At 50.9% G+C, this 24,846-nt stretch carries 28 protein-coding genes; 17 read left to right on the forward strand and 11 right to left on the reverse strand.

From position 1 onward, the window contains the following. The 4 genes from QEH59_RS14510 to mobF all read right to left on the reverse strand — a co-directional run. A partial coding sequence (locus QEH59_RS14510) for a hypothetical protein (protein WP_308986101.1) occupies positions 1-228 on the reverse strand: 228 nt, incomplete at its 3' end. Between the two features lie 173 nt (positions 229-401). Continuing rightward, a complete protein-coding gene (locus tag QEH59_RS14515) occupies positions 402-629 on the reverse strand; it encodes a hypothetical protein (RefSeq protein ID WP_308986102.1) in 228 nt (75 codons plus the stop codon). Between the two features lies 1 nt (position 630). Continuing rightward, positions 631-2,742, reverse strand: coding sequence for an RHS repeat-associated core domain-containing protein (locus tag QEH59_RS14520; protein WP_308986103.1), 2,112 nt, complete (start codon positions 2,740-2,742; stop codon positions 631-633). Positions 2,743-2,840: 98 nt separating this feature from the next. After that, positions 2,841-4,094: a MobF family relaxase gene (gene mobF / locus QEH59_RS14525; RefSeq protein ID WP_308986104.1), complete on the reverse strand. Its 1,254-nt coding sequence runs from the start codon at positions 4,092-4,094 to the stop codon at positions 2,841-2,843. A 416-nt stretch (positions 4,095-4,510) separates the two neighbouring features. Between mobF and QEH59_RS14530 the strand changes: the two genes are divergently transcribed. After that, a complete protein-coding gene (locus QEH59_RS14530) occupies positions 4,511-4,963 on the forward strand; it encodes a JAB domain-containing protein (protein ID WP_308986105.1) in 453 nt (150 codons plus the stop codon). A gap of 41 nt (positions 4,964-5,004) precedes the next feature. On the opposite strand, the gene QEH59_RS14535 is transcribed toward QEH59_RS14530, so the two are convergent. After that, entirely contained in the window at positions 5,005-5,949 is a 945-nt protein-coding gene (locus QEH59_RS14535; protein ID WP_308986106.1) for an AAA family ATPase, read from the reverse strand. Positions 5,950-6,137: 188 nt separating this feature from the next. On the opposite strand from QEH59_RS14535, the gene QEH59_RS14540 reads away from it, so the two are divergent. The 14 genes from QEH59_RS14540 to QEH59_RS14605 all read left to right on the forward strand — a co-directional run bounded on the left by QEH59_RS14540 (position 6,138) and on the right by QEH59_RS14605 (position 16,579). Next, positions 6,138-6,410, forward strand: coding sequence for a hypothetical protein (locus tag QEH59_RS14540; RefSeq protein ID WP_308986107.1), 273 nt, complete (start codon positions 6,138-6,140; stop codon positions 6,408-6,410). Between the two features lie 45 nt (positions 6,411-6,455). Continuing rightward, the gene (locus tag QEH59_RS14545; protein WP_308986108.1) at positions 6,456-6,797 is read left to right on the forward strand and encodes a hypothetical protein; all 342 of its coding nucleotides are present in this window, start codon (positions 6,456-6,458) and stop codon (positions 6,795-6,797) included. Further along, on the forward strand, positions 6,790-9,438 hold the full coding sequence (locus tag QEH59_RS14550; protein ID WP_308986109.1) for a VirB4 family type IV secretion system protein: 2,649 nt from the start codon (positions 6,790-6,792) through the stop codon (positions 9,436-9,438). Before QEH59_RS14545 ends, QEH59_RS14550 begins: the two co-directional genes overlap by 8 nt. 47 nt (positions 9,439-9,485) lie before the next feature. Then, a complete protein-coding gene (locus QEH59_RS14555) occupies positions 9,486-9,896 on the forward strand; it encodes a hypothetical protein (protein WP_308986110.1) in 411 nt (136 codons plus the stop codon). A 2-nt stretch (positions 9,897-9,898) separates the two neighbouring features. Then, positions 9,899-10,693 (forward strand): DUF4141 domain-containing protein, encoded by a 795-nt coding sequence (locus tag QEH59_RS14560; protein ID WP_308986111.1) that lies wholly within the window; start codon positions 9,899-9,901, stop codon positions 10,691-10,693. A gap of 14 nt (positions 10,694-10,707) precedes the next feature. After that, on the forward strand, positions 10,708-11,151 hold the full coding sequence (locus QEH59_RS14565) for a hypothetical protein (protein ID WP_308986112.1): 444 nt from the start codon (positions 10,708-10,710) through the stop codon (positions 11,149-11,151). 6 nt (positions 11,152-11,157) lie between these two features. Beyond that, entirely contained in the window at positions 11,158-12,378 is a 1,221-nt protein-coding gene (locus tag QEH59_RS14570; RefSeq protein WP_308986113.1) for a hypothetical protein, read from the forward strand. Beyond that, positions 12,375-13,061, forward strand: coding sequence for a hypothetical protein (locus tag QEH59_RS14575; RefSeq protein WP_308986114.1), 687 nt, complete (start codon positions 12,375-12,377; stop codon positions 13,059-13,061). The genes QEH59_RS14570 and QEH59_RS14575 overlap by 4 nt, the downstream gene beginning before the upstream one ends. 6 nt (positions 13,062-13,067) lie before the next feature. Beyond that, the gene (locus QEH59_RS14580) at positions 13,068-13,961 is read left to right on the forward strand and encodes a hypothetical protein (protein WP_308986115.1); all 894 of its coding nucleotides are present in this window, start codon (positions 13,068-13,070) and stop codon (positions 13,959-13,961) included. Positions 13,962-13,974: 13 nt separating this feature from the next. Then, positions 13,975-15,027 carry a TrbI/VirB10 family protein gene (locus QEH59_RS14585; protein ID WP_308986116.1) on the forward strand — a complete coding sequence of 351 codons (1,053 nt, stop codon included), beginning with the start codon at positions 13,975-13,977 and terminating at the stop codon, positions 15,025-15,027. After that, complete coding sequence (locus QEH59_RS14590) at positions 15,017-15,532, forward strand: hypothetical protein (RefSeq protein ID WP_308986117.1); 516 nt, start codon at positions 15,017-15,019, stop codon at positions 15,530-15,532. The genes QEH59_RS14585 and QEH59_RS14590 overlap by 11 nt, the downstream gene beginning before the upstream one ends. 113 nt (positions 15,533-15,645) lie before the next feature. After that, positions 15,646-16,014, forward strand: coding sequence for a hypothetical protein (locus QEH59_RS14595; protein WP_308986118.1), 369 nt, complete (start codon positions 15,646-15,648; stop codon positions 16,012-16,014). A 59-nt stretch (positions 16,015-16,073) separates the two neighbouring features. Beyond that, positions 16,074-16,355: a hypothetical protein gene (locus tag QEH59_RS14600; RefSeq protein ID WP_308986119.1), complete on the forward strand. Its 282-nt coding sequence runs from the start codon at positions 16,074-16,076 to the stop codon at positions 16,353-16,355. Positions 16,356-16,366: 11 nt separating this feature from the next. Next, complete coding sequence (locus QEH59_RS14605; protein WP_308986120.1) at positions 16,367-16,579, forward strand: hypothetical protein; 213 nt, start codon at positions 16,367-16,369, stop codon at positions 16,577-16,579. Between the two features lie 67 nt (positions 16,580-16,646). Here the strand turns inward: QEH59_RS14605 and QEH59_RS14610 are convergent, their stop codons facing one another. Next, entirely contained in the window at positions 16,647-16,892 is a 246-nt protein-coding gene (locus QEH59_RS14610) for a hypothetical protein (protein ID WP_308986121.1), read from the reverse strand. Between the two features lie 122 nt (positions 16,893-17,014). On the opposite strand from QEH59_RS14610, the gene QEH59_RS14615 reads away from it, so the two are divergent. After that, positions 17,015-17,263: a hypothetical protein gene (locus tag QEH59_RS14615; RefSeq protein ID WP_308986122.1), complete on the forward strand. Its 249-nt coding sequence runs from the start codon at positions 17,015-17,017 to the stop codon at positions 17,261-17,263. Here QEH59_RS14615 and QEH59_RS14620 read toward each other — a convergent pair. Further along, on the reverse strand, positions 17,244-17,507 hold the full coding sequence (locus QEH59_RS14620; protein WP_308986123.1) for a hypothetical protein: 264 nt from the start codon (positions 17,505-17,507) through the stop codon (positions 17,244-17,246). The genes QEH59_RS14615 and QEH59_RS14620 overlap by 20 nt on opposite strands. 392 nt (positions 17,508-17,899) lie before the next feature. On the opposite strand from QEH59_RS14620, the gene QEH59_RS14625 reads away from it, so the two are divergent. Then, positions 17,900-18,100: a hypothetical protein gene (locus QEH59_RS14625; RefSeq protein WP_308986124.1), complete on the forward strand. Its 201-nt coding sequence runs from the start codon at positions 17,900-17,902 to the stop codon at positions 18,098-18,100. Here QEH59_RS14625 and QEH59_RS14630 read toward each other — a convergent pair. The 4 genes from QEH59_RS14630 to QEH59_RS14645 form a co-directional block, all read right to left on the reverse strand. Next, the gene (locus QEH59_RS14630; protein WP_308986125.1) at positions 18,072-20,915 is read right to left on the reverse strand and encodes a hypothetical protein; all 2,844 of its coding nucleotides are present in this window, start codon (positions 20,913-20,915) and stop codon (positions 18,072-18,074) included. The two genes, QEH59_RS14625 and QEH59_RS14630, sit on opposite strands and share 29 nt — an antisense overlap. 438 nt (positions 20,916-21,353) lie before the next feature. Continuing rightward, a complete protein-coding gene (locus QEH59_RS14635) occupies positions 21,354-21,905 on the reverse strand; it encodes a hypothetical protein (protein ID WP_308986126.1) in 552 nt (183 codons plus the stop codon). A gap of 73 nt (positions 21,906-21,978) precedes the next feature. Further along, the gene (locus QEH59_RS14640) at positions 21,979-24,006 is read right to left on the reverse strand and encodes a tetratricopeptide repeat protein (RefSeq protein WP_308986127.1); all 2,028 of its coding nucleotides are present in this window, start codon (positions 24,004-24,006) and stop codon (positions 21,979-21,981) included. Between the two features lie 37 nt (positions 24,007-24,043). Then, a complete protein-coding gene (locus QEH59_RS14645; RefSeq protein WP_308986128.1) occupies positions 24,044-24,574 on the reverse strand; it encodes a DUF7281 domain-containing protein in 531 nt (176 codons plus the stop codon). Positions 24,575-24,846 lie beyond the last annotated feature (272 nt).

A 24,846-nucleotide genomic window follows, 5' to 3' on the forward strand; every position in this document is an offset into this window, starting at 1 on the left:
AATTCCGAACGTGACCAAATGCAGGAGGTGCATTCTCCAGTCCAACAACTGCTTTGTCCGCTCTATTTCTTTCTTCATATCAAATATTCGGTAGTAACCAGTCGCTGTGACCAAAATAGTAGAAAACAGAATCAGACACATTTCGAGTGCGCATAAGGCAGCGCCTTGCTCACTACCAGAAACTACTGGATCGCCATCAAAAGGAAACAGCTTGCAATAAAGGAACACACCAGTGGTAAGAGATGAAGCGAGACTAACCGCGACCAGACATCCAAATGAAATTAGATCATTTTTCCTCATTTTTTTTGACAAAAACCTAGCTACTAAAAATCCACACTTACCCAAACAGGTTCTTCTGCAATTTCCAGAGTTGTGGCTACAATATATAGCCACCAAAGATACTAAAGTCGAATAACTTTATGCTCCTTTATCTTTGCAACAATACGGTCTAAGTCGAGCACATCACCTTCCTTCATATACTCATCGGATTGGTATATATAATCACTCCAGTTTGGGTCAGGAGATAGCGAGTTTATTTCTAAAACAATTTCTTGCTCACGGTCCTCATCGGGAATTCCCATCAGTTCATCGATAAGTGCCCTGAACTTTGATTCTTGATCTGCATTCATTTTATTTCCCTTTTATGTGATTAAGTGGCGTTCGTATAATTATGTTGTCTAAGTCGTAGACGTTACCAGCATTCTGAATCTCTTGCAAGTGATCTAATTCATAGACAGCTCGACCACCCACTTGTTGCTCAGTAATAGCAAACGGCGCCCTCCCCCTTTGCATCCTAGCCAAATTTGCGGAACTAAATTGCTGACTAAGCACGGGATCTGCGGCCACTTCTCTCCAAAACGCCTCGCGTAATTGGTTAAAGTTGCTAAATTCCCTACCCGCAAGTCTCTCCGCAATTTGATTCGGAACTCTTGCAGCATTCCCTTGGCTTCCCCGTAACCAACGTTGCCCCGGTTGAATAGTAGGCAGACTTCCGCCATGTGAAGCAGCACCAGATAATAGTCTCCGATCACCCGCAGCAGCAGTCAAACGAAGTTGTGTAGTGGCATCGACAGAAAGATTACCTGCTACAGATGTTCCGCGAACTGGCTTCAATATCTTAGCCACCGTAAGCACCTCAAAGGGCATTAAAGCAGCTTCAAGTCCTGCCGAATTACGTGCTCCCAACAGCATATTGCCGGATTCTAAGTGCCCTAAATCAGAACTATTCGCTAAATCAAAATCCTGAACACTTGCACGATCATAACTTTCATCCGATACAAGCTCTGCTCCCCAATATCCAAAATTCAAGCCCGCAACTCCTCGCTCTAAGTAGCGGATCGCAGAATTCACCTGAGATAACTGTTGATCTACACTCGTTTCCCACCTGAAGCTACCGAACCTCCTAAAAGGACTGCTTTCATTCACGAAATTAGCAAGCCCCGACGCGATTTCCAGATCACGCATAAGATTCAAACGATCCTGAGCAGCAACAAGGTCATCGTATCGAATTGGGCCAAGTGGGTTTACTGATGTCGCAGGATTACCTCGTATTGCCCCTCGCCCAGAAGGATCAAGAAAATTAAGAGGATCTCCACCAGCGTAAGAGTAGAGATCCATCGAGGCGGTATGCCCGAGCGGATCGGGACTGAGGAATCGACCACTGCGTGAATCATACAATCTCGCACCCATTCCATAGAATCCTGTCGGGTCGGAACGACGCCCCTGCCAACCAAGAGCATCACGATACGCCACATCCGCTTCTACGGTTGGCTGCTGGTATCCGGAATGAGGGCCATAGCCGCTCATTTGCAGTTGGTTCCAGACATAGGCGTCATCTCCCGTCACAATCGTGTTCTGAGAATCCATGTAGCCTAGAACATGGCCATAGCTGTCATGGAGAAGAGGCGTTACTTCTCCCGTATCGTCCTCGATCAGAACCTTGAGGCCTCCTACGCCTTGGAATGAACCATAGTTCGCGTCCAAGTCAGCTCCATAGACCTTCCAAGTCTTCTTGCCATCAACTGAGATCGCGACTTCCAGGAACTCGACTTGCGGATCATAGCTGCAATCAACGGTCACTGGGCCAATTAAGCTATTTCCTGAATAATCCGTAGTGGTGCGAACTCGGCGCCCGAGTCCATCGTAGACGGCAGTCCAGACCAAATCAGGCAATTCAGGTTGAGCGCGGCTGTCGGTTTGGGTGATTTCCTTAAGCTGGCCCGACGCATCCCACTGAAACGTTTGCACAACTTGATAGGCACCGGAATCCCAAGCCCATGAACGGCTCAGCGTTCTTCCACTGGAATCGTATTGGGTGTAAACCTCATCTGTCTGCGGATTGATCGTGAACGTGGAGGAAGACGAAACCTCGTGGTTACTGTCTGGGTGCAGGTGCTTCGCCCGGGCTTCGACGGTATGGCTTTCACCGGAGGTCAGCTGGAGCGGGTAGCTCCAGTTACCGCTGCCATATTCAGGGTCGGGACGGAAGGAACCTGTAGGCTCGCCATCGACCAAGAGCGAATACTCCGCAGGGCCGGTTGTCGTGCCCCCGATCATCACGCCCCTCAGGCCGCTGTCGCTCGACTCTTCGGCGATGCGGAAAAAGGCATCGAGGCCGGTCGTGGCGGGATTGTCGACCTGCCATGGTGTATTGCCGCTTTGAATCTGCGCCTTGATTCGAACGCCGAGATTGTCGCCATCGAAGGTATAGTCGATGTCCTCTTCGGTGGAGACGCCCACCATGGGATCGCTGTAGTAACTTTCTGAACTGAGACGCCTGTTTTCGGGATCATATTGGTAGTCCCGGTTCTCGGTGAAGTTACCCCATGCGCCGCCAGTACCTAATTTTCACAGAAAGGCACATACTTGCCTTTGCCATTTTGAGCCATCTGAACAATTTTCAGTTCGCGCCCCAGAGTGGCACGTGAGGTGATCTTGTGTCCTCGCTCGTCTTTCAGGTACTGACGCTTTTCGATTTCGAAGTTCAGTTTTTCAAGAATGAAATCTTCGCCCCGGCCACGCGCCAGAGCAGCCGCCTTGAGCTGATAGTCCTCAACCACCGACTTGCGCTCGAACAGGTGCTCGTCAGCCCAATCCACAATTGCCCGTAAATCCGGCCTCTTTCGCGCCCCCGGATTCGATGCGTTTTTTGTCGCCAAAGACGCGCGTTCTGCATCGGTCATCTGTTCGCCCCAATGGGAGCGCAGTTTATCCGCCGTGGATTCCTTGATTTTCCGGTCTCGTTTTTCGTGCGCGATTTGCGCCCGGAATTCCTTCACATTTCGGACGGATTTTCCGTCTAGAATATGCGCCTTCACAGCGTCATCGATTTGCTGATGACGCTTGGAAAACTTCCCGATCAGTCCGGAGGTAATCCCTTGGATTTCAAAATCACGCGCGTTGTTCTCAATCGAATAGCCGATTTTTTTGAGCCCTTTCGCCAGTTCGTGATAGTAAAGATTTTCGATGAATTTTTGTGCCTTCAGCATCTCAAAATTCTGCAAGGCCTTCCACCGTTTCTCGACCGGATCGAAGGTAGCGTTCATCAGAATGCAATGGGTGTGCAAATGCGGATCGAGCGCCCGGCTGGTTTCATGACGGAACGATGCGCCAATCACATTCCCGGTTTCGCGGTCGTCGGAGCGCCCCATTTTGCGTACACGGGTGAGCGCGAATTGTTCCATTTCTCGCATCGATTTCCGCACCGCTTCATCGTGGATTTTCACGATTCGCTCGTTTCCATAAAGTCCGACAATCGAGACGCTTTTGGGCGGGCTGATGGTAAAGTCGTAGAAGATACGGCGGTTGGCGGTTTCTTTACCATCGGTCGTGCGGGTGGTGTTTTTTCGCAGCGTCAAACGTTCACCCGTCCCAGGATGATTGCCTTCGCATAGGGCGATAAAATCCTTCTCTTTCACGACACCTTGGAGCTCCAGTCTTTCGGCACCTTGACCGAACCATTCGCCCTGAACCACATGCTCCTGCGCGTAGTAGTCACCTACTTGGAGGTGATCACGGAAATACTGTTTCGCATTCTTGAGGTTATACTGTGCCTTCGGACTGAGCATCACTTTCGCGGGATTCCCCGTTTTCATTTTCTGTTCTGAAACGCATTGGGCGTTTCATTACTAGGGGGACGCCTTACCCCTTATGGAATAAGGCAATATTAGCGCAGTGATGACCGACCTAATAGGGAAAGACCCGAGGTCTGGATTACCCGATTTGCGGGCACTTAGAACCCGAAGCTATGGCGAGTCCGCCGATGGCAGTTCCATCCATTTGGAATGCCTGTTCCAAGCCTGAGAACCATTCGACCTCGACGGTAAACTTTCTCCGCATTGCGCGAGGGGGGCAAAGGAACTGTCTCCGTTTTTTCTAATCGTATCATGCGGCTCAAGGTAGTGCTACGCCTCCACCTTGACCTCACATGACTGGGAACCGCGAACGGTTTCCTGTTAAAACCCTCATCGGTTTGAGGGGCGGGAAACCTTTCAAATTGAAAGGTTCGCAAATGAAAATCTATGAAGCTCAACTTCAGTATTCACTGGTCAGTGAAGGTGTTACGGCACCTTTGAACTTCCCGGCCAAAATCCACCAATATATGGCGGGAGCTTTCGATAAATATCCGATGCAAGAAAGTTTCTGGGTCATCTGCCTAAATCAAAAAAATCATCCGATCATGCGGGCAATGGCTTCATTGGGCACCGCCACAAGTGCGCTAGTCAATCCGGCAGAAATATTCAGAATCGCAATTCTCGCGAACGCGACAGGTATCGCCGTCGCCCACAACCACCCTAGCGGAGATCCCGCACCTTCACGGGCGGACATAAACATAACACGTCAGCTTCGCGAATGCGGATCATTGATGAACATTAGGCTCCTTGATCACATAATCTGCGGTGATCAAAAGTCAGACCCACAGGGGATAGGCTTCTATTCTTTCAGTGAAGCGGGATTAGTTTGAGCGAAGTGCCGCCCGGTTTACATTCGCCGACCGGGCGGCATTCAGACCACGGCGGCTTCCTGCAAATGCAAGGTACCGGCATCGCTATTCACCGTTAAAATCCCTTCCGGTTTATTCTCTCTAAATATCTGCTCGACGATGGCATCGCCGACCAGACGTTCGATGCATCGGCGCATGGGGCGCGCACCAAATCGGGCATCGAAGCCCTCAACCAGAATCAGTTCCAAGACGCCTTTGTCATAGGCAATCGTCGTCTCGAACTTCGCCATCAGACGCTTGATTTCACGATCCAAAAGCAGTTGGGCGATTTCAACCTGCACGTCGTACTCCAGACGATTGAACACAATCTGCTCTGTGATCCGCCCGACCAATTCCGGTCTCAGCTTCTCTTTAACGAGCGAAAAGACGACACGCTCGACCGTCTCCGCCGAGGATTTTCTCATCTCCATGGCTTCGGATGCACCAATATTTGAAGTCATCACAATAAAGAACTTGGACAGATTCAGCAGCGTTCCATCGCGCAAGGTCAGTCGCCCATCTTCCAATACCTGTAGCAATATCAGTAGAATATCGGGATGTGCTTTCTCGATTTCATCGAGCAGGATCGTGCCGCCTTTCAATTCACCGTGCTCATCCCGGTTCAGATCGAAAAAACGCCCTAACTGCCCCTGTGAGTTACTGCCGTCTCCAAGGAGCACTTCCAGTTGCGTCTTATTCTGATATTCCGACATATCCAAGCGGATGAGCCGATTATCGCCGTCAAAAAGATAACTCGTAAAACACTTGGTCAGCTCCGTTTTTCCCACGCCTGTCGGCCCCACGAAAAGGAAAGATCCCAAAGGCCTTTCTGTAGATGGCAGATTGAACGCACCACGCTCCAATACCGAACAAGTCCTGTCGATGGCATGATCTTGTCCTTTGATTCGAGAGAGTAGGTTCCGCCGTAGTCCCAACACATGATTTATTTTCGATGTATCCATTTTCATTCTAAAAGTAAGTTATATATGCAGGCTCAAAATGAGGTATAAATACTAATCAATACACATTATAGTCACATTGCATAACTGCGTTATTGACTCGAATTAAATCTGATATTTTCGATGCAAAACATCAAGCATTCTTATGCTAAATAAAAAAACTGGAATTACATAAGACCTGATTTCCCAATTAAAAAATGAATACCATCACCGCACCTATCGTCATCGCTCAAGCAAATCTTTCCGATTTGAAAGAGATGTTCTCCCTCGCCTTGGGAGTCATCTTTTTCTTCGGTTTCGTCTACGGAATATTTTTAATATGGCGCGGTGCCCGAAAAATCGCGGACGGTGACTCCGAGGGATACTCGTCAATATTTGGTGGCATTATCATTGCCGCAGCGGGACTGATCATGTCCGCATTTTTCGTCTTAGCTGGCATCGGAGACGCGGTCATCACGCCAACATTCTAAGCTCTCGATTCTTCACCTGAGCACGATCAGCCAATCCCTTTGAAGATGGAACAATTGGAGCGAACGCGAACGAATGCGGCGACGGACTCGAAGGGCCAGGCATTCGGACTCTCGGGAAACTTGTTCCTTTATCCGATCATCGGCGTGGTCGCCGCATTAGCGGTCGCAACCATCTGCTTCAGCGCCTTGAAGCTGGGCTTGCTGGTATCGGCATTGGCGGCCTTGCCGTTCTTAGTTTTCCCGACGCTGTATGTGATCACTCTCCGGCACAACAGGCCTAGAGGTTACGACCGCGATTGGTTCGATAACGTCTCCTCACAGGGATTCTCGTTGGTCAAAGCCAATCAGCCGATCAACCCCCGTTTGCAGAAAGAGGACCATGTCTAGTCACGCCCCCAATGGTTGGTTTGCCGATGGAATGCTTATATTCGGCTCGCTTGAAAAAGGTTGCACCGCGTCGAAAGGGTTCGTGATCGAAACGCCCGATCTCCGGGGAGGCAGCATCGGTATTAAGAACGAGTACAAGCGAAAAATACGCCACCTGATAAATTCGCTGGGGCCATATGAATCCATGCAGGTACAATGGACCTGCAACAATGACTACCGGCACCCACTGACAAAGTATTACGAGGACACCCGCGATCATTGCACGGACGATTATACCAAGGCCATACGCAACGAGCGGTTCTCCCGCTATTGGTCGAGAATGCTTGCGCGCAAACTGAGGCGAGAACACTTGGTTGTTTTCGTTTCATCTCGGATGGAAAAATACTCCGGCAACGTGAAAACCAAGTCGGGATTGCATAAATTCTATGAGGCTCAGCTCGACAGCTTGAAGACTCATTTTGGCGAACTGTATAACCAGATCAGAAGTGTGCTGGGCGCGGATACGACCATCCTCCCGATGGACGATCTGGCGCACTACACCTACTTCAAAAAGTTTCTAAATCCGTCTTTAACGGAAACCTTCGACTTCGATTATGAGCGCAGTTTCGATGGGCGTTACAGTATACAGGAAAACTGCCTGCACTGTGATCTACGTCCGGCGGACAAAGCTGCCCTGGAATTCGACGGCTACTACCACAGTATCTTTACCGTCATGCGTTGGCCGAGCGAGACCTACCCCGGCATCATCCACAACCTGACGAGCCTGCCCTCGCTAGACTACCAGATTACGGTAAATATCAAACCGCTGGACGTGAAGAAAGTCATCCGCAAGGAGGAGAAGCAGGCCGACCGGCTGAAGAACGAGCACCGCCACAAAGGCCGTCAATCCGACGCCACCGCAATCCAGAAGAAGGAAAAGACGATTGATGCGCTCGCACAAGGATACACGCATCCTTACAGCGTCACCTACATTATCCGGACGTGGTCGAAAGACCTAGACACGTTGCGAGCCAAAACCGCAGAACTGAAACAAGCCGTCAGCCAGATGAACGGCGCGGAGGTATACCAGAACACGCTTTTTGCATCGAGTAAGAAACTCTTCTTCAGTTCATGGCCGGGCTGGACGGGTTCCAGTTACACCCACCGCGATGAGTATGCCGAGGATGGCTATCTGGCTGATTTACTGCCGTTCTCTGCCACCTTCACCGGATATCTCAACGAAGCGGAAGCCATCTACGACGGCAACCAGAATAACCTCGTCGGCATCAGCACCTTTTTGGACGAAACCCCGCAGCACACGGTTCTTTTCGGAATCAGCGGCGCGGGAAAATCGGTCTTCATGGAAGACCTCCTGTCCCAGACCGCACACAAGTTCGCCTACTCGGTCATCATCGAAGAAGGTCTTTCTTACGAACGCTTCACCAACAACCTCGGGGGGACGCCCATCATCATCGAGCCCGACAGCGATCTTGTCATCAACTACCTCGACACGGCCGGGATGCCCCTAACCCGCTTGCAAGTCTCATCCGGCGTGACCTTGGTTTCACGCATGATCGGCGTTCCTGATTCACAGGAAAGGCAACAAGTCCGGCAAGCGCAGATCGGTCACTACATCGACCTACTCTACCGCGACCAGTTTGAAAGCTGGGTCAGGAAAAACCGGAGTCGCATACCCGAGGTGCGCAAAATGGCTTGTGCGACCTATCTGTGGAAGCAGAAGAAAATCAGAACCAAGACCAGTTTTGTCGAAGCATTCAGCATTTTCAAAGAGCTGCTCAAATCCGAAAATGAAGAAGCACTGGAATTCTTCGATTCCATCGGTTCAGAAACTATCGTCGAGTTCGCGAAGAACCCAGACACCAGCGACTATGTCAAAGACACGGTCTTCGCTTACTTTGAACCACAGGACTATCCGATCCACTCACAGTTGATCGAGCTGATGCGTTTCGGTCGCAGCTCCTATCACCCCAAAGCGGAAATCGACGAATTGGCGACACTGATGTCGGCGTGGACGGCAACGGGGAGCTACGGGAAACTTTTTGACGGCACGACCAATATCAACCTCAGAGACAAGATCGCACATTTCGAGTTGGGGCAGTTGGGCGATGAAGCGGTCGAGCTACGAACCGCGGCAGGCCTCCTAATTACTTCGTTCGCCCGCCAGCATATCATCTCGCTGCCCCGGCACCTCCGCAAGCGGATCATTTTTGAAGAAGTCTCCCGCTTCCTAGACGTCCCCGGCGGAGAGAAGACCGTATCGGAAGCTTATGCGCAGCTCCGCAAATTTTCCTGCTGGACCTGTTCGATCGTCCAGCAATACGAGCGCTTTAAAAGCTCTCGAATCCGTTCCGTCGTGATGGGCAACTCAAAGCAACACTTGCTCATGCGCCAACTGGACCGGGCTGACATCCATGAAATCGCCAAGGACACCGGACTTCCGCCGTCTGTACAGGAGGCGATCATGGATTACCCCCTCGTTGAGCAACAATCCAAAGGGCACAAGTTTTCAAGCGTCTGCTACTACGCGCCCGGCGCACATCCGCCGCTCTGTGGGACGGCTCTGAACATCCAAGCAACGACTTATCACAAGAATGCGGACGGCCAAGCGCCCCAGTCGGAGAAAGAAACTGTTTTAGAATGAAACCCATCGCTTACCCTCAGTCCAAGTTCCCGGGCAGAAAAGCCCTTTTGCCTGCATCGACGCTATTGATTGCCGTCTTACTATCCGGCTGTGCCAGCAGTAAAGCTGGCAAAAATGCGACCGTCATCGGCGGCAGTGCGCTCGGCGCGGTGGTCGCGCACGAAGCGTCGGACGGCAATGCCGCATGGACTACCGGAGGTGCGGCTCTTGGAGCACTGACCGCGATGGGAGCCAATGCCCTAGCTGAAGAAAACGAGCAAAAAGCCTATCGCGAGGGCTATGAAGCCGCCCTCAACCAAAGCGTGAAACAACAATACTGGATCACCCAGAATCGGCAGAAAGAAGACAGCTACGCCTCAGAAACGGAGCCAGAAAGCTTCGTCCCGATCAAAATACCCGAACAGGAAATCAACGGGGAAATCCGCAACGCCCGTATCATCTACTTGAAAGCGAGATAATCATGATGCCATTCAAAATAACAACGCTCCTTCTGTTCTTTGTGCTTTCCGCTCAAGCACAATGGATCGTGAACGACCCGGCGCATACAGCGCAGACCATAATCGCCAAAGTTCAGGATGCCGCTCAGCATGCCGAAACACTCAGCGAGTGGAATCGGAACTACCAAAGAATAACAGAACAACTGGACGTCCAGACCACGATTAAAGATTGGATCGGCGATCCAGAACTAGTCGATCTGCCCTCGCTGGAGATCCTTTCTGTCGAAGACTTTTTAAAAGACCTGAGCTACGGCATGCCTTGGGAGACAATCATCAGCGAAGCCGACGGCTCGGACAGTCTAGAGGAAACCCACAACGGGTTGTTCAAGAAAGTGGAGGCAACAACGGTCACAGGCGAAAGCGTTTCCGTTGATGATGCCGCGCTTAAAAAATATGCCGTCGTCGATCAGCAATACACCAATTACGTGGAGTCAAGCGAAGTGATCGATGCCCGTCTAGCCGAGCTGCAGGAAAACCAGGCGCTGACCTTGGTTGAGTTGGAAGCCGCCGAAACGGATGCCGAGATCCAAAAGCTGTCGGCCATCATCAATGCACAGAACGGACAAATCGCGTTACTGATTTCGGAGCGGGAGAAGCAACATCAGCAGTATACGGCTTTAAAGAACCTCAACGAAAACCAAAGCGAGAAATCTCAAGCCGTGTCGGTCAAGGCGCAGCTCACAGACCAGAACAACGCCTACCGCTCTTTGCGGGGCTATCTAAAAGACATCACCTCAAACAACGAATCCAACAACTGAACCCACCTCTGACTATGAAAATACTTTGCACAATTTTCGTTATCGCCTCACTCGCCCTCGTGGCTTGCTCCGATGATTCCAAAGAAGCTGAAATCACGATCCAGCAGAACGGCGAACCCGCACGCACCCTTCGAATCACGGTCGAGGGCAAAAAGGATGTTGTGATCGAAGATCCCTACATCGAGGAAATCGAAACGCTGTCTGCCGAATACAAAAGTCAGCGCAGCAAATATATACGGGAACACAAAAGCATGACACCGGAACAGCGTAAAGCCTTCGGAGAGCTTCGTGACGGAACGGGAGAACGCGTCCGAGAGCTACAGAAGCTGCGCAAACAGTATATCCGTGAGCAGATGGAAAAGTACGATGGCATCAACGTCGTCGTGGAAGCGGTAGACCGGGCCCAAGCGTCCGAGAAAACAAGTGATTACCTCAACAGCCTGCAAAAACAGCAATAAGCTAAAATGAATCTGTTGGGCCCCATATTTCTGGAGAACTTCCAGAGCACAGTCATCGACCTTCAAGGGGCTTTGATGTTTGTGGCCTACTTTATTCTTCTAACTGGTTTGATCGTCCGATTGATGCGAGTATCGGAAAGCAACGCCGATATGGTTTCGATGATCAAACCGGTGTTTACCTGCTTCTTTATAGTCGCTCTGATCGCAACCATATCCTTCTGGTTCGAAAAGCTGGATGAAGGGTTCTACCATGCCGCTGAAACCATCAATGCTAATTTCGGCAGCGAGCCTTTTGAGGTATCTGATGCACTGCTGGAAGCGATAGAGGAAGACCCCGAAGCCGAAGGCTGGGGAGTGGATCGCATCGTGAACTCCGTCTATCTCGCTTTGGTCTTCGGAACCACAAAGTTCTTCATCACCCTCGCGGCATTGTTTCAGATTCCGTTTCTCATTCTGCAATATGCACTGACCTGGCTTGGTTTCCTCTTTTTGCCGATCGGGCTGGCACTGTTCATTTTCCCTTCACTCAGCAATATCGGGGTCAAATTGATTTCCAACATTCTGGCCGTCATGGCATGGCCGATTGGATTTGCCATCACGAATCTGGCCGCAATCAGCTTCATCAACGACTTCGCCACGTCATCAACTTTCACCGGTAACAACACAGGATCTGCGCTCTACATGATGAGTTTCGGATCGATGATTATGGGGCTGGTCGCGGCTCTGATTCTCATCGTCGGCACGCTGGCTACGCCGACGATCATGTTCCTTCTTTTTTCCAGTGGAGCGATCCTCGAAGGTGCGACGAATGCCGCAACGGGAGCTGCCGCTTTTGCGACTTATATGGGAGGCAGCATGGGTATACTCGGAGGCCAACGAGGTGGTGCTGGCAGTGCACCCGCACCAAGTGGCGGAGGAAGCTCTGAAGGCCCCGCTCCGACCGGAGGATACGAAGGCATCGGAGGCGGAGGAGGCTATCAGGTCAATGAACCGGTCGCCGCTTACGGAAACGACGGAACCACAGGTGCCGTAAGCTACTATCGTCATCCTACGTCCAGCTCCCCTACTTGCGCAATTGCAGGTAACTCAGCGAAAGCATTACCCGCCCCCCAAGACTTCGGCAATCCCCTGCTAGCCGATAACGCACCGAACGATCCTACGGGCGATCAACATGCCGCACGGATATTTGCCCTCAACACCGCACCTCAAGCAGTGATCACAATATGAGTTCCCAACAGACAGACACATTGGATCGCTCGATCCCCGAGCCAAACAACCTCCAATCACCGTCAAAGGGCCGCATGGCTCAAAACAAGTTTCATCCGCTGAAACTGTTTACCGACAACGCATGGGCGGCCCGGATGTGGTTTCTCCTCTGCATCGCTTTGCTGGGCATCGTCGTCGTCCAGCCCTTCTTTATCATCAACGCTTACCGGACCCGCGAACGGGTGATCATACTCGATGGCGCGGGCACCTATTCGATTGCACCTACGTTGGATTTTGAAAAAGCGACTCAGTTACACGAGCAGTTGGCCCTCTGGTCAACCCATGCCCTGCTGTCCCAGAACCCAAACGGGTTCGATATGCCCGAGCTACTAGACAAAATGTATCTGGACGAGCCTTTGCGGAAGGCACGCGCGCTCTATTCGGAGGCCGCACATGAGTTCAGGGAGAAGAACATCCATCAAAAGGTGGAGGTCTTCGAAATCAAGATACTCCAGACTCGGGGCGAACAGGTGTTTGCTCAAGTCCAAGGTCAGCTCATCCGAACTGGGTCATTCGAGGGCAAGACCTTCGTCGAAGACCCTCAATTCACACTCACTCTGGTTCTGCACCGGAACCCGAACATGCTCGACAACAAACGCTTCCCCTTGGCGGTTACTTCATTTGAAGAAAGCATTTTACTCTAGCGGATCATGATACGACGCACACACCTCTGCATAGTTCTTCTACTGATTGCGACACAGCTACTGTCGGCAAACGAAGACCGATATAATACCGAAGTCATCAAGGAATACGCCTTGGATGCCAATACGGTCTACAATATACCAATTGGCAACACGCCGACCACGGTCACGTTTCCCGGTCCTCTAGTATCGATTGACGGGGCCAACATCAGCAACAATCCAAGCAACAAAGCTCCGGTGCTATTGAGCTATGTTGACGGACACTATTATTTCTCGGTTCGTGCCGTACTGCCAAAGGCTCAAGCCGCCGTCAATGTCGTGCACAACGGGCAAACCTACGTCTTCAACTTCTATCACAAAGAAGACTCGATTCCATACCGAACAGTGCGGCTCCTCGGTGCGGATGCAGAGACAAGCTACGGTTCAAGTCGCCCCAGATGGGGGCATGAAATTCATAAAATAAGTCCGACAGCTTTGCTCTCCTTACTGGACCGTTCGAAGAGCCATTACCTGATCAACGAGGCTTATCCCGGGAAGCTTGACGGGGTCGAACACCGGATGCCTGACAATATGGTGACGGAATACAAGGATTTCACGGCCTCCGTGGACGAGATTTTTCGCTTCAACAAGTATGATACGCTCGTATTCAAAATTAACCTGCACAGCACATCGAAGGATCCGATTTACTACCAACCGCAGAGCGTGGCCATCCGTATCGGGCAAAATCTTTACTTTCCGTCGATAGCCGATGCCTCCGGCATTATTCCGCCAGACTCGGGAAGTGTTGCCTACATCGCGATTACAGGAAAGCCCAACGGCGAACGTGCAGATTTGAGTATCAAAAACCAGTTCCAGGTTATCGTCTCGAAAGTCAGCGATCCGGCGAAACTAGTCATTCCATAAACAGAACCGAAGCATGTTTGCATTTATCAAATCTCCCCTCGGCAACGCCCTGATCATGCTAGCACTGGTCGTATTCATTGGCGCATCCATCGTATTGAACTCATTAGCTCAAGCGGGCAGTTCCGACTTCACTCAGGCCGACGAGGCTTACGACTATAAGCCAGAGGTCTACGAACGCGACATCCCGCGATTCAAGTTGCCCAAAGAAATCGCCTCGGCCAAAGCCGCCCCCGTAGCTCCTGAGCAGACCGAAAAGACTCCGGAACCCATTCTGTCGCGCCCACTTCTGGCACGCCAAAAACAGAAGAAGACGCAGGGTGCCCTACCGCTCAATCTGTTTTCCTCTCAAGAATCCAAGGGAAATAATCTCTCCTCAAACTATGCACCTTTCGGTCGCCTTGTTCCCTGCGAACTCACCATCACGGTCGAAAGCAACTCAATCAATACACCGATCATCGGCCTTGTGACCGAAGACGTCGTTCATGCTGGAAAGGTAATCATTCCCGCAGGGGCCGAAGTGCACGGCAAAGCCAGCGAAGGGCGCACCCGCGATCGCATCGACGCCTCCGGCACCTGGAATTTCGTATGGCGCACACAGGATTATTTGAACGGAACCGAGCTGACGCTTGAGGGAATCGCATTGGATCGGGAAATCGACTTCAACACCGGATTATGGGGACTGCGCGACGGTTCCGCTGGACTGAAAGGCTATTTGATCAAGAGCGACAACTGGAACGAGATAAAGCTCTTCGCTGCCACCTTTCTAGCCGCCGCCACCCAAGGCATCAAAGATTACGATGAGTATATCACCGAAACGGGCTCCACCGTCCAGCTGGCTAAAAGCACCGCAGGCAATGCCGCACTGGACGGGACAACCGCGATACTCGAAGAGTACGCTCAGCAAATCCGTGATGCCATCGAACAGGATGGATTTTATATCCGCGTTCCCACAGGCAAACAGTTTTACGTCTACGTCACCCAGACCATCGACGTTCAGGAAGGCTCACGCGGAAACATCAGCAATTTGAACATCTGGAACAACCAAGACCCCAATAATGAAGGATAAACGAAACGAACGCTTCGCCATTGCTCTGCTTTGCCTGACCGCAGCGGCCTTGACTGGCTGTAAGACCAAGGATGAAGCAGCATCAACACCCCCGCCCCCATCAACACCGATTCAGGTTTCAGGGACGGAGTTGAATCCCTACAACATGGCGAAGATTCGCACGCCCGAGGCGATCCACGCCTACCATCTCGGCCCTTACGTCGACCCACAGGATTCGGGCATTCGCCATGACAGCCACCGTATTGCACGAGTGGAGCGCACCGCGAAATGGAACCTTTCGCCGAGCGCTCCTACGGCGGTGCCTTTAGGCCCAGTCATTGCTGTCGCTGACCCGGCCAAGCAGACGGCACCGCTCTCAGCGGAGCTCGAAAACAAGATCATTCAGGCAAACAACCTGATCGCAGCACTGGTCGAGCAGAACGATGCCCTACTCTCCCAGTTGGCGGAAAAAGAGGAGGCGATTCAATCGCTTTCACGCCGCGTATCAAAAATTGAGGATAAGTAATCATGCATACACGAACCTCAGACTTTGGCATACTGCCAAACCTGCCATCAGCTGAACAAATAGCGGCCTCGCGGGCAGGTAAAGAAATCGCGCGGTTATAATAGGAAAATCCTATGTCATTATCAAAAAGAGTTAGCCAAAAGTCCGAAGCGGTAAAATCAAAAGGTCCGAAGCGGAATCCTGAGATTGATGCTAAAATCGATCACTACATCAAGCAGCATCCCGAGCGGATCGCTTACTTGAAGACGGAAACCAAAGATCAGTTGATTCGCCGCTCTGTGTTACGAGACGCAATCAAGTACGACGCGAATACCACGCAGAAGGTCAAAGAAAACGAGGCAATTAATGCGTTTCTCAAAGAGAACCCTGAGATTGCTCAGTCCATTGAGAACAAGATTGCCAACGTGCCTGACGACAAGAAGCAGCAAGCGCGCTTGAACCTCGGACGCAAAGAAGCGACTAAGACTGCCCTGAAAATGTAACTAACAAGGTTGGCCGGGCGGGCAGTTAAGCCCGGTCAACCGCTTTTCATCCATCGATTATGGAAACGCCAAAAACAGAAATGCCTCCCTTGCTTTTGCCTCCCGAGATACAGGCGACCTTTGAACGCTCGAATACCTTTCTTCGACGCAAGTACGATGGAGTCGCACCAAGCGCGGAGCAATTAGTCATCTTCTACCTCTCGGGAGTCGAAGCGCACGAAATCGTCGCCAATCTTGAAAGGCAGGTCTTGCAAGTGTCGGGTAAGACCCCGCCCGACCAGGACGAGCACCTTTTACAAACCTACCTCGACATGGAGAAAGACGCGGAACTCAACCCCTGAAGAGGCTCAATATGAACAGACGACTTACAGATTCCATCGAGAAAAAGCACTTGAAGCAAAAGCTCAAAACCGGGCAAAAGGTCGGGGCTCCCGTATTGAATTGGGTTCAAAAGAATCCCGAATTCACCAAAGCCGTAGCCGACAAAGTGCCACACTTGGAAGTGACTGCATCTATCGTAGAGCAGAGATCGACCATCAAGCGAGGTGCGCGGATCAAACCCTAATAAACAAAAAAGCGGGAAACCCGCTGCCGGCTTTCCCGCTTATATGAACGACCTTCGCGCGGACTGACTACTCGCCTTCTTCGCGGTAAGGCCGTGCCCGCAGGGTGATACGCCCGTTTTTGGGCAGACAATCCAATAGGATGTTCAATCCGCCACCATCGCGGTGGAGAAAACCGACTCCGATTTTCGTCCATGACTTGCTTTCGCGATTCTCCAGCTGGGTCACTTGATAAGCCAAATAACTCGGCCGGTTGGTTTTGGCTTGGAGGTGGCTCTCCATTTCCAGTTCTGTTTGATCTTCCTTGCTGCTCATTTCATTTCCTTGGGTTGATGTGATGCAACAAAGATACCAAAGGTCATCAGGCTAAAATAGAGGAGCTTGAGAGACCTGAATTCCCCTATTTGAGGGAGCAGCGCACCGGTAAACTTGAGCCCATGAAAAACAAGATTACAGCACGATTGAAGCATGTGGGACGCGGTTACGAACTGGAAAAACTGCCGCCCGCCTTATTGAAAGCCGTGGTCGATGCCGCAATGCCATTGCTGGATGCCGAAATCAAAAAAGCCGAAGAGAAGGCGATTCAAAAAGTGGTCAACGAGAAATTCGTGGCCAAAGTGATCAAATCAGCTTTGGAGAGAAAAACAACACGGCCAGTCCCCCACTCTACTCAGGCTTCACTTTAGAGTAAATTTGATCAGTCGTGGGTTTGTTGAAGAGTTTGCCGATTTCAAAAACAGCGCAATTGGCATGAGGCTCGCTCATAAAGGCTACGGCGGCCCCGATCCGAAACTCCGATTCTGAGAACCAAGGCCACGTACCTCGAAACTCTGTTTCGGTGAGCGTCTGTTCGCCCGCCTCGCCCGTCCGGCTCCCGATGCCCAGCACCGAGTCCACGCCAGCGCGAAAGCTTCGGAACTCGCCTGCCATGAGCCAGTCGAATGGGTTCCGGAGGTAGCATGGAGTGATCTTGCCAGAGGAACCGCCCCGAAGGCAACAGGGTCACTTGCACTCAGTCCGATTCCCCGGAAGTCCCGCCCAGTACTATCCGAGGTCCTCGCGGGGACTGCAAACATAACGACCCGACCCGATTTGCCCCCTCGACCCGTTTTGCCCCCTCGACCCGTTTTGCCCCCTTCACAACTGTTGGACCGAAATTTTCAAGGGGCGCGTGGACTTGCTACCCGAACGCAGCATGCGCTTGCATGGTGTCCTTGATGCCTACTGCACCCAGAACTGAAGCACAACGTAGCCGAAAGAGCCCCTGCCATCCAAGCGATGCGGGGGCTCTTTCGTGTCTGCACACAACGAAAGGAATTATTATGAAACTATACTTCGATCTAAAGAAACTGGCCGCTGTCATTGATGCGGTCGGAAGCGGTCATGTTGAACCTTACACCGGCGAGGCATGGGGCACACCAGAACGGAATCCCCCCGGCATCATGGTGGTGGGCGACCAAGGCGTGTACGTCATCGGCAACGACGATCTTAACCTCAATCAAATGCGTGACGATGTTCAGTGATAGAGCGCTTGGCATCCTCACGATAGGTCTTGCCTAGTTCGCGAAGGGTAGCACCGAGCCGCCCGTAGCCTTTAGCTTCGGCCTGTGAGGCGATCCTCTCCCATTTCTCGGCGAGCTTGATTTCATCTTTTCCCCCGCTAAAGCCATGGACACCCCTGGAGTTGAAGATACGAATGCGCAAGCCCCGGCGAAACTCCGTGTCGTCTTTGGAATCAAGCGGATCGCAGACAGAGTCGATCCAAAGCTCGTCTCCGTCTTTGGGTGCATAATAAAGCACCTCACCGATCTGGTGCGATGCAGCCTCCCAATGCCCGGATGCCACGCATGCCTCTTTAACCGAGGCCAGCCATGCCTTAAGTTTATCACCGCTGAACACGCCTCCACGCTCCGTACCGGGCGGATAGTTCCAGTCCATCAGCAGTGTATAAGCATTCCGCGCCATTGAGGCCTTACTTTCGTCGACCTCAGGCTGGTCTTCTATCCCCTCGGTTTCATCGTCTCTTTCAACCTCGTGCCTAGGTCGATAGACCGCACGAATGACCTCGCAGAAGAATTCCGGCTGTTCTGCCAAGCGACGGTACAGAGTCATCGGACGCGCTCCTCCGCTATGTTTATCAAGAAGTGGAAGGTAATTCCATTCTAGCGTCGCCAAACGCTTTTCATCTATAGACTCGACCTCCTGCAGGTGCTTGAAAATCTTTTGAATCGCATGTGCATCAATGCGGTTTTCCTCTGGATCGAATTTTTCCAGTGCTAGCAGGGCTAACTCCAAATAGACACCGGTCCAAAGATCACCTAACCAGAAACACTGTATCGCCATATCGGAACGTCCGTTCCCAATAAGCTGTGTAATAGCGTGCTCGAAGCCTTCCAAACGATTGCGGTCTGGATGGACACGAGCGCGCTTCCAATATTCTACCTTATTCGTGCCTAGTTCAGATTCGGCTCGCTGCCATATTTCCTGCACGGAGGGTAGTTGCGCAAAAAACTCTGCCTGGGCAGTCACAGACCATTGAGAGCGATCCATGCCATCAATCCATTCCCAATGCTTGCTATGAAAACGACGCCATATGTAGGCAACAGCAAAGCGATAATCAGCGTCCGTCTTCGATTCTAAAAGCACCGGCAGATATTCCGCATCATCGGCCAAAGTTTCGTCCGCGCCACAGGCATTGCCGACCTCATTTGGTGAGTCTACGGCTTGCCAGAATCTTCTCAGCACCGCCGTTCCTCCAAGCTGTTTAATCTCCTTTAATGCCTCAATACGTTTCTCAAGCAGCCGCTGACGCTGTTCCTCCCAATCACCTGTATCATCATAGAGATTCATATCTTGACCAGAGAATAAACGACGGTGCCGCACCTCTGGCTCTTGCGGTTTCAAGCGGTCAGCTACCTCCTCAAGCTGTTGAAGCATCTCATCAGGCACTTTCCACGCGTCACTATCCGCATACTTGCGGTGATTTGAGGTTTTGTTCGAAATCTCGGTCCAGAGCGCGAGTCGCTTTTCTTCGGGCAGATTTAGAACATCACCCGACAGCAGGCGATTCCGGTAATTCTCCATAAAATTACTGAGCCTGGGATGGATGTGAAAATAGAATGGCAACAATTCTGCTAGCTTTTCAGAGTCACGCCCAGCTACATCCAGCGCTAGTTCGGCATAAAACCCCTCATCCTCCCAGCGCTGGCCATTGGTCACACCGTCTTTCCAGTCTTCAGGAATGTAATCACGCCATTTAGGTCGGTGCGTCGGATGGCCGATAGAGTGGTTTACAGGTAGCAGCTTCAGAATCAGCTTCCAGCCGACTTCAGGATATTCACGGACGGTGGAACGCACAGCGGCATGACGGCGATCTGTGCTCGCGACCGTTTGCGGGAACCATGGAAGGAGGATACCCCTCAATGAGTTGTCCGGGCGATTGGAGTAGTTTCCTCCGGGATCAACCGCTGCCAGATTTGCGAGAATATCGCACACGCGAATCAGATAATCATCGTTCCAAGCCAGAGATTCCAGAGCCCAGAGAAGACCGGTCATGAAGCTACCGCCATGGAACATGTCTCCTTCTTCGGAAAAGACCCCGGAGAAGGGTTCATCGGGCTTCTCGCTCGCACCACCCACGGCTCGTAGGAATTCATCCGGTGCAGCTTCAGCCAATAGCGGAAGGACATCGTTCAAGCTGGCCCAGCGTTGCGAGTCGGCTTCGGCGAGCAGTTCGCGCACGACAAGTGACGCTACCTCTTGACCGAGGCCGCTTCGGCAGGCTGAGAGCGAATGACAATGTGAACCGAGAAGCGCGAGCGTCTCAGCAATGCCCTCGCGCAAGCATGACGAGTAAGCGCGCTCCTTTCCATATATACTTGCTGCATATCGCTGATTTTTTCTAAGCTGAAGGCGTGGGTCGGGCTCTGAGAGCACTTTGATGGCCAGCGTCTTGAAACGCTCAATAACCTCTGCGCCAATCAGGCCACCGAGGTAGAGCCATGACTCATAGCGGGATGTAAACTTCCAGCGCCCAATTGCAAACTCAAGGGGAGCGGCCTTGGCGCTGGCTGCTTGGCGAATCCGAACGATCCACTCCCCATATCCGTTTCCCGATAATTCTTCGATTGCCTGCTGATCACCGGGATTTTCATCCTTCCACTGCGCCAACATTTGAGCGATTGCCAAGTCTGCTGCTTCTGATTGTGTCGCCCAATCAGGTCTCTCAGAGAGCCCCTGAATCAGTCGAAGTAAGAGGTTCAAATCACGCCCTGATTTATTGGTGAGTCCCCTCGCGCGTTCTTCAGTGTATCCCGACTTCACCAAGGCTTCCTTCATGTCATGAACTCGCGGGGGGTACAGCTCACATGAATTTCCATGCGGCGGTCCGCCTGGGAACCCGGAATAAATCACTGCATGGCCCGAAGAAGTGGCGAGCTGGAGTAACTGTGAACCACGTTTCGAATCGATATCGAAATCAGCAACAAGGATGTGGCGTTCTTGTAGATTACAAGCCTCGCGCCAGCCTTCCTCACTCGAAAATATCAGGACGCGTGGGAGAAATTTTGGCTGTATTTCTTCGTCCAGCGTCTGTAGGTAAGCCGCGATAAAGTCTGCAACGTGATCTGGGTATCTTGTGTCAATTCGGAGCCTAGACGACTCCTGTTCGATTAGTATTGCTGTCAGTTTCTGAAAAGTTTCCTGTCTTCCCGAGGTGAACAACTCGTGGCACAAGGAAGGTGGCTCCCCGTAAGAACGAAGCACCTCCCATCTAGATTACCCTGTCTCAAACCCAGAGCGAAGTCCCAAGATACGGCAGGCAAACCATTGCCCCAATGCCGGAAAATAAGAAAGCCAATCAGTGAGGAGTGCGCCATTGATGACTTTTACTACACTCCACTCGTTTTGGTCTTCACGTGTTTTTGTCCATTTAGAGACTCCTTCTTCCTTCCATGTGTTCTGCCAATCGTGGGCGCTGGATCTTGGCGTAACGAAAATGAATGAAGACTCCTTTCGGACATCCTCAGGGATGACGGCGGTGAGTTCCCGATAGTCCTTGGTTGCCTTGTTTCCCGCCTTCTCCCCTGTTCCAATTTCCCAAAAGCTTCGACCGTCTGGAACGAAACCTTTATATCCAAATTCGGTCATAACCTCCCCGTCTGAACCTGGCTGATTGACATGCAACGGGAAACTTTGATGCGTTGCGGTGGGGCAAGATACCGAGACTAGCTTGCTGATCAGTTCGACGATTAGCGTCTGGGCTTCCCTGTCATTCTTGGAAACCCAATCGTCCAATTGATGTTCATTAATTATTTGAAGCTTTGGCATATTAGTGAAGGTTTTACGTGAGTAAGTTATCGTATGGTGAGAATACCAGCAACTGGCTACATTCTAAATTTTTTTAGCTGTCTTCCTCGCCTCCAAGATTCCACTCTTTGTAGACGCAATCCAGGAAACGAACTCCAACTTCAGAGTTAAAGTCATCAGGTATTATATCGCCACCATCTGGCTCCTGTCCCCGAGGAAAACCAAACTGGCCAAGGTAATAGCCATATAATCTGGCGGTTTCGGTGATAATATTTTCTGCAAGATAAACAACTCCTAGAGACAACAGACGGGTTTGCTCAGACTTCTCATCAGGTTTGGTTTCAGATAACCAGAGGCTACCTAAAGCTAGCACAATATCAGAAACTTGCCCAAGAGTATCACGAAAAACTGAACACATCTCTTTCTTTGAACCGGCGGCAACAGCATCGCGAATTCCATCATGCATGAGACGGTGAGGTACCATTAGTAGGTGATTCAATAGAGGCTCTAAGACATTACTTGAGTTGAGACCATAATGAAACATGCGCACAAGGTGATCCTTTAGTATAGAACTATCTCGAAACTCTTCATATTGTGGTGCCATTGCAAAGCCGTCAGCCATCTGCACAATGGATAGCCCAGCACGATCAGCATACTTGCGCAACGCGTCTGGCTTAAAGCCAAGGTTTATTTCAATGAATCGCCAGCCCTCTTCTGGCACTCCGCGCTGAACCAGAATACTAAGCAAGATCGAGAGTCCTGGATAGTCCGGGTGAATTGACGAAACTCTAAACCTGAAGAACTCTAAAGCCTGATCTAAATACTGACTCGGGTTCTCATCCCAAAGGTTTGAAAGAAGAGCGGCCTTCAAGTTAAGCATATATGGGCTATCCGGGTGGAAATTTAGTGCACTATCTATCTGCACCAAAGCTTCTTTAATCTCCCCTGAATCTGCCAAGGCGGTGGCATACCAATACGGAGTATGCGCCCATTGATCGTTCAGGTTTGGTTCGATCTCATATGCTATCCTGAATAAGCGAACGGCTTCCTCAGCCTTACCAAATACAACGCACAAGGTGTTTGCCTTGCATAGGTAGGCCTCGACTAGCTTTCCATCAAGCTTAAGTGCCTGTTCATAACAATGAAGTTCTTCTTCATGCTTCTTTCTTTTGAAAAGAACACTGCCCAGATTTTTCCAAGTCTTGGCAGAATTTGGATCTAGAGCTAGCGCCTTGCGATAGTTCTCTTCAGCTGCCTCTATTTCACCGAGGTCACTTTGAACATTAGCGAGATTATAAAAATCAACTGAACGTCCAAGCCTGTTCGCGCCCCATTCGTATACTTCAAGCGCCTTTATCAAAAGTGGTTTGGATTGCTCTAGGATTCCTTTTTCTGCCCAGATTGTGGCCTTCAACAACTTCACGTTGATATCATCTGGCATGAGCCTCTCAGCTCTGACACAAGCCGAGAGAGCTGCGGCATAATTTCTTAAATGGTTTTCAATGTGCGCAAGCCCTTTCCAAGCTCCAAAATCATCCGGCTGCTTTTGAGTTCTAGCTATAAAACTAGCCCGAACAGATTCTGGAGAATGATTACGAAACAGCTCACCCGCATTCCCCGCGCTGAGGCCACGGAGCTCGACCTGGCTTTCTACAGATGATACCGTTTTGTCCGGAGAAAAATTGAAATACTTCTCGACCAAGTCGGGATAGTAGCATTCCAGCTGGATTAACAACCAACCCCGATCATAGATAACGAGTTCAATACCCTTACCTATACGCAACTGCTCACGAAGTTTATCCTGCTTCTCATTCGTAACCGACTGGCTCGTCACAAAAACAACTGAACGAACAGCCGAGCTGTGATGGATGATAGTTGGGATATCTCGCAAAAGCTTGTTCTCCCATTTCTTTTCTAGGCTAAATTGAAACGCAGTATGTATTTCAACCCTGTCCTTAACCCAGACACGACACTCGGCGTCCCGGCCATGGTCGCGCCTCCCCCCGGCAGGAACAATCTCTCGGTAACCATTCCGTATAAGCAGATCTACGCAAAGATCTTCAAATGCCAGAGGCTCGATACTCCTTTCTAACGCATATTCAACTAAGCTGAGTGGTGGCATTGTTTGATGTATAAATCTAGCGCGAAAAGCTTCCTAATCATAGCTCAATCAAGGATTCTTGCTCCAGCGCATGGCGACATTCACGCACGGCATCATATATAATAGCACCGTGTGTACTAACAGGCTGATATCTTTGATACTTATCTTCTTGTGATTGGAACAGAGCAGCATTTCCGGTCTGGAGCCTTTCGTGAAGATTGTCAGGTACTAGAAACTTTGCTTCTGAAGAGATAGGCAATACTTCATGCTCAAAAATTGAGACTCCCGCCCAATCATAGTCACCTGCATAGAGAAATTCTGGACGGTGATCCCCGACCCATGCACGCCATTCGTTCGCCCAGTTCCATCGAAGGACAGTTACTGCCCTAGGAGGAAGTGGCAGACGTAGTCGCCCTGCATTAAGAAATGCCTCAACATTCTCGATACCAAGGATACGCAACGGACTAATAGAAAGGCCACCAAGTCGATTCGCCGGAACAAACAGAGCCGTTCCTGGTTGAGGTGTCGCAGATATTCCGTCGATGAATATCTCTGCATCGCCAAGAACGCTCAGATATAACCCTTTCATCGGCGCTACAGGTAATGTTTTGGAATTTCCCGTGGCTTGTGTGACCTCTGCCCGTGAGCGCTCAGGTCCATCTCGAAGCGAAACAAAAGAGTTCAAATCTCGAATTGAATAGTGGTTTGCTAGAACTGATTCTAGCTTTTCTGGATCGGCGACTATCCTATAGCCTGCCCCCGATTTCTGTAATCGGATTGCCCCTCTGTTTAACAAGTCGTCACGAAGGACCTTATTTATCTCCGAGCGCGCCAGAGATGCGCCTCGCTGGAGATTCAGTA

It is taken from the genome of Thalassobacterium sedimentorum (genome assembly GCF_031127905.1).
Lineage (GTDB): Bacteria > Verrucomicrobiota > Verrucomicrobiia > Opitutales > Coraliomargaritaceae > Thalassobacterium > Thalassobacterium sedimentorum.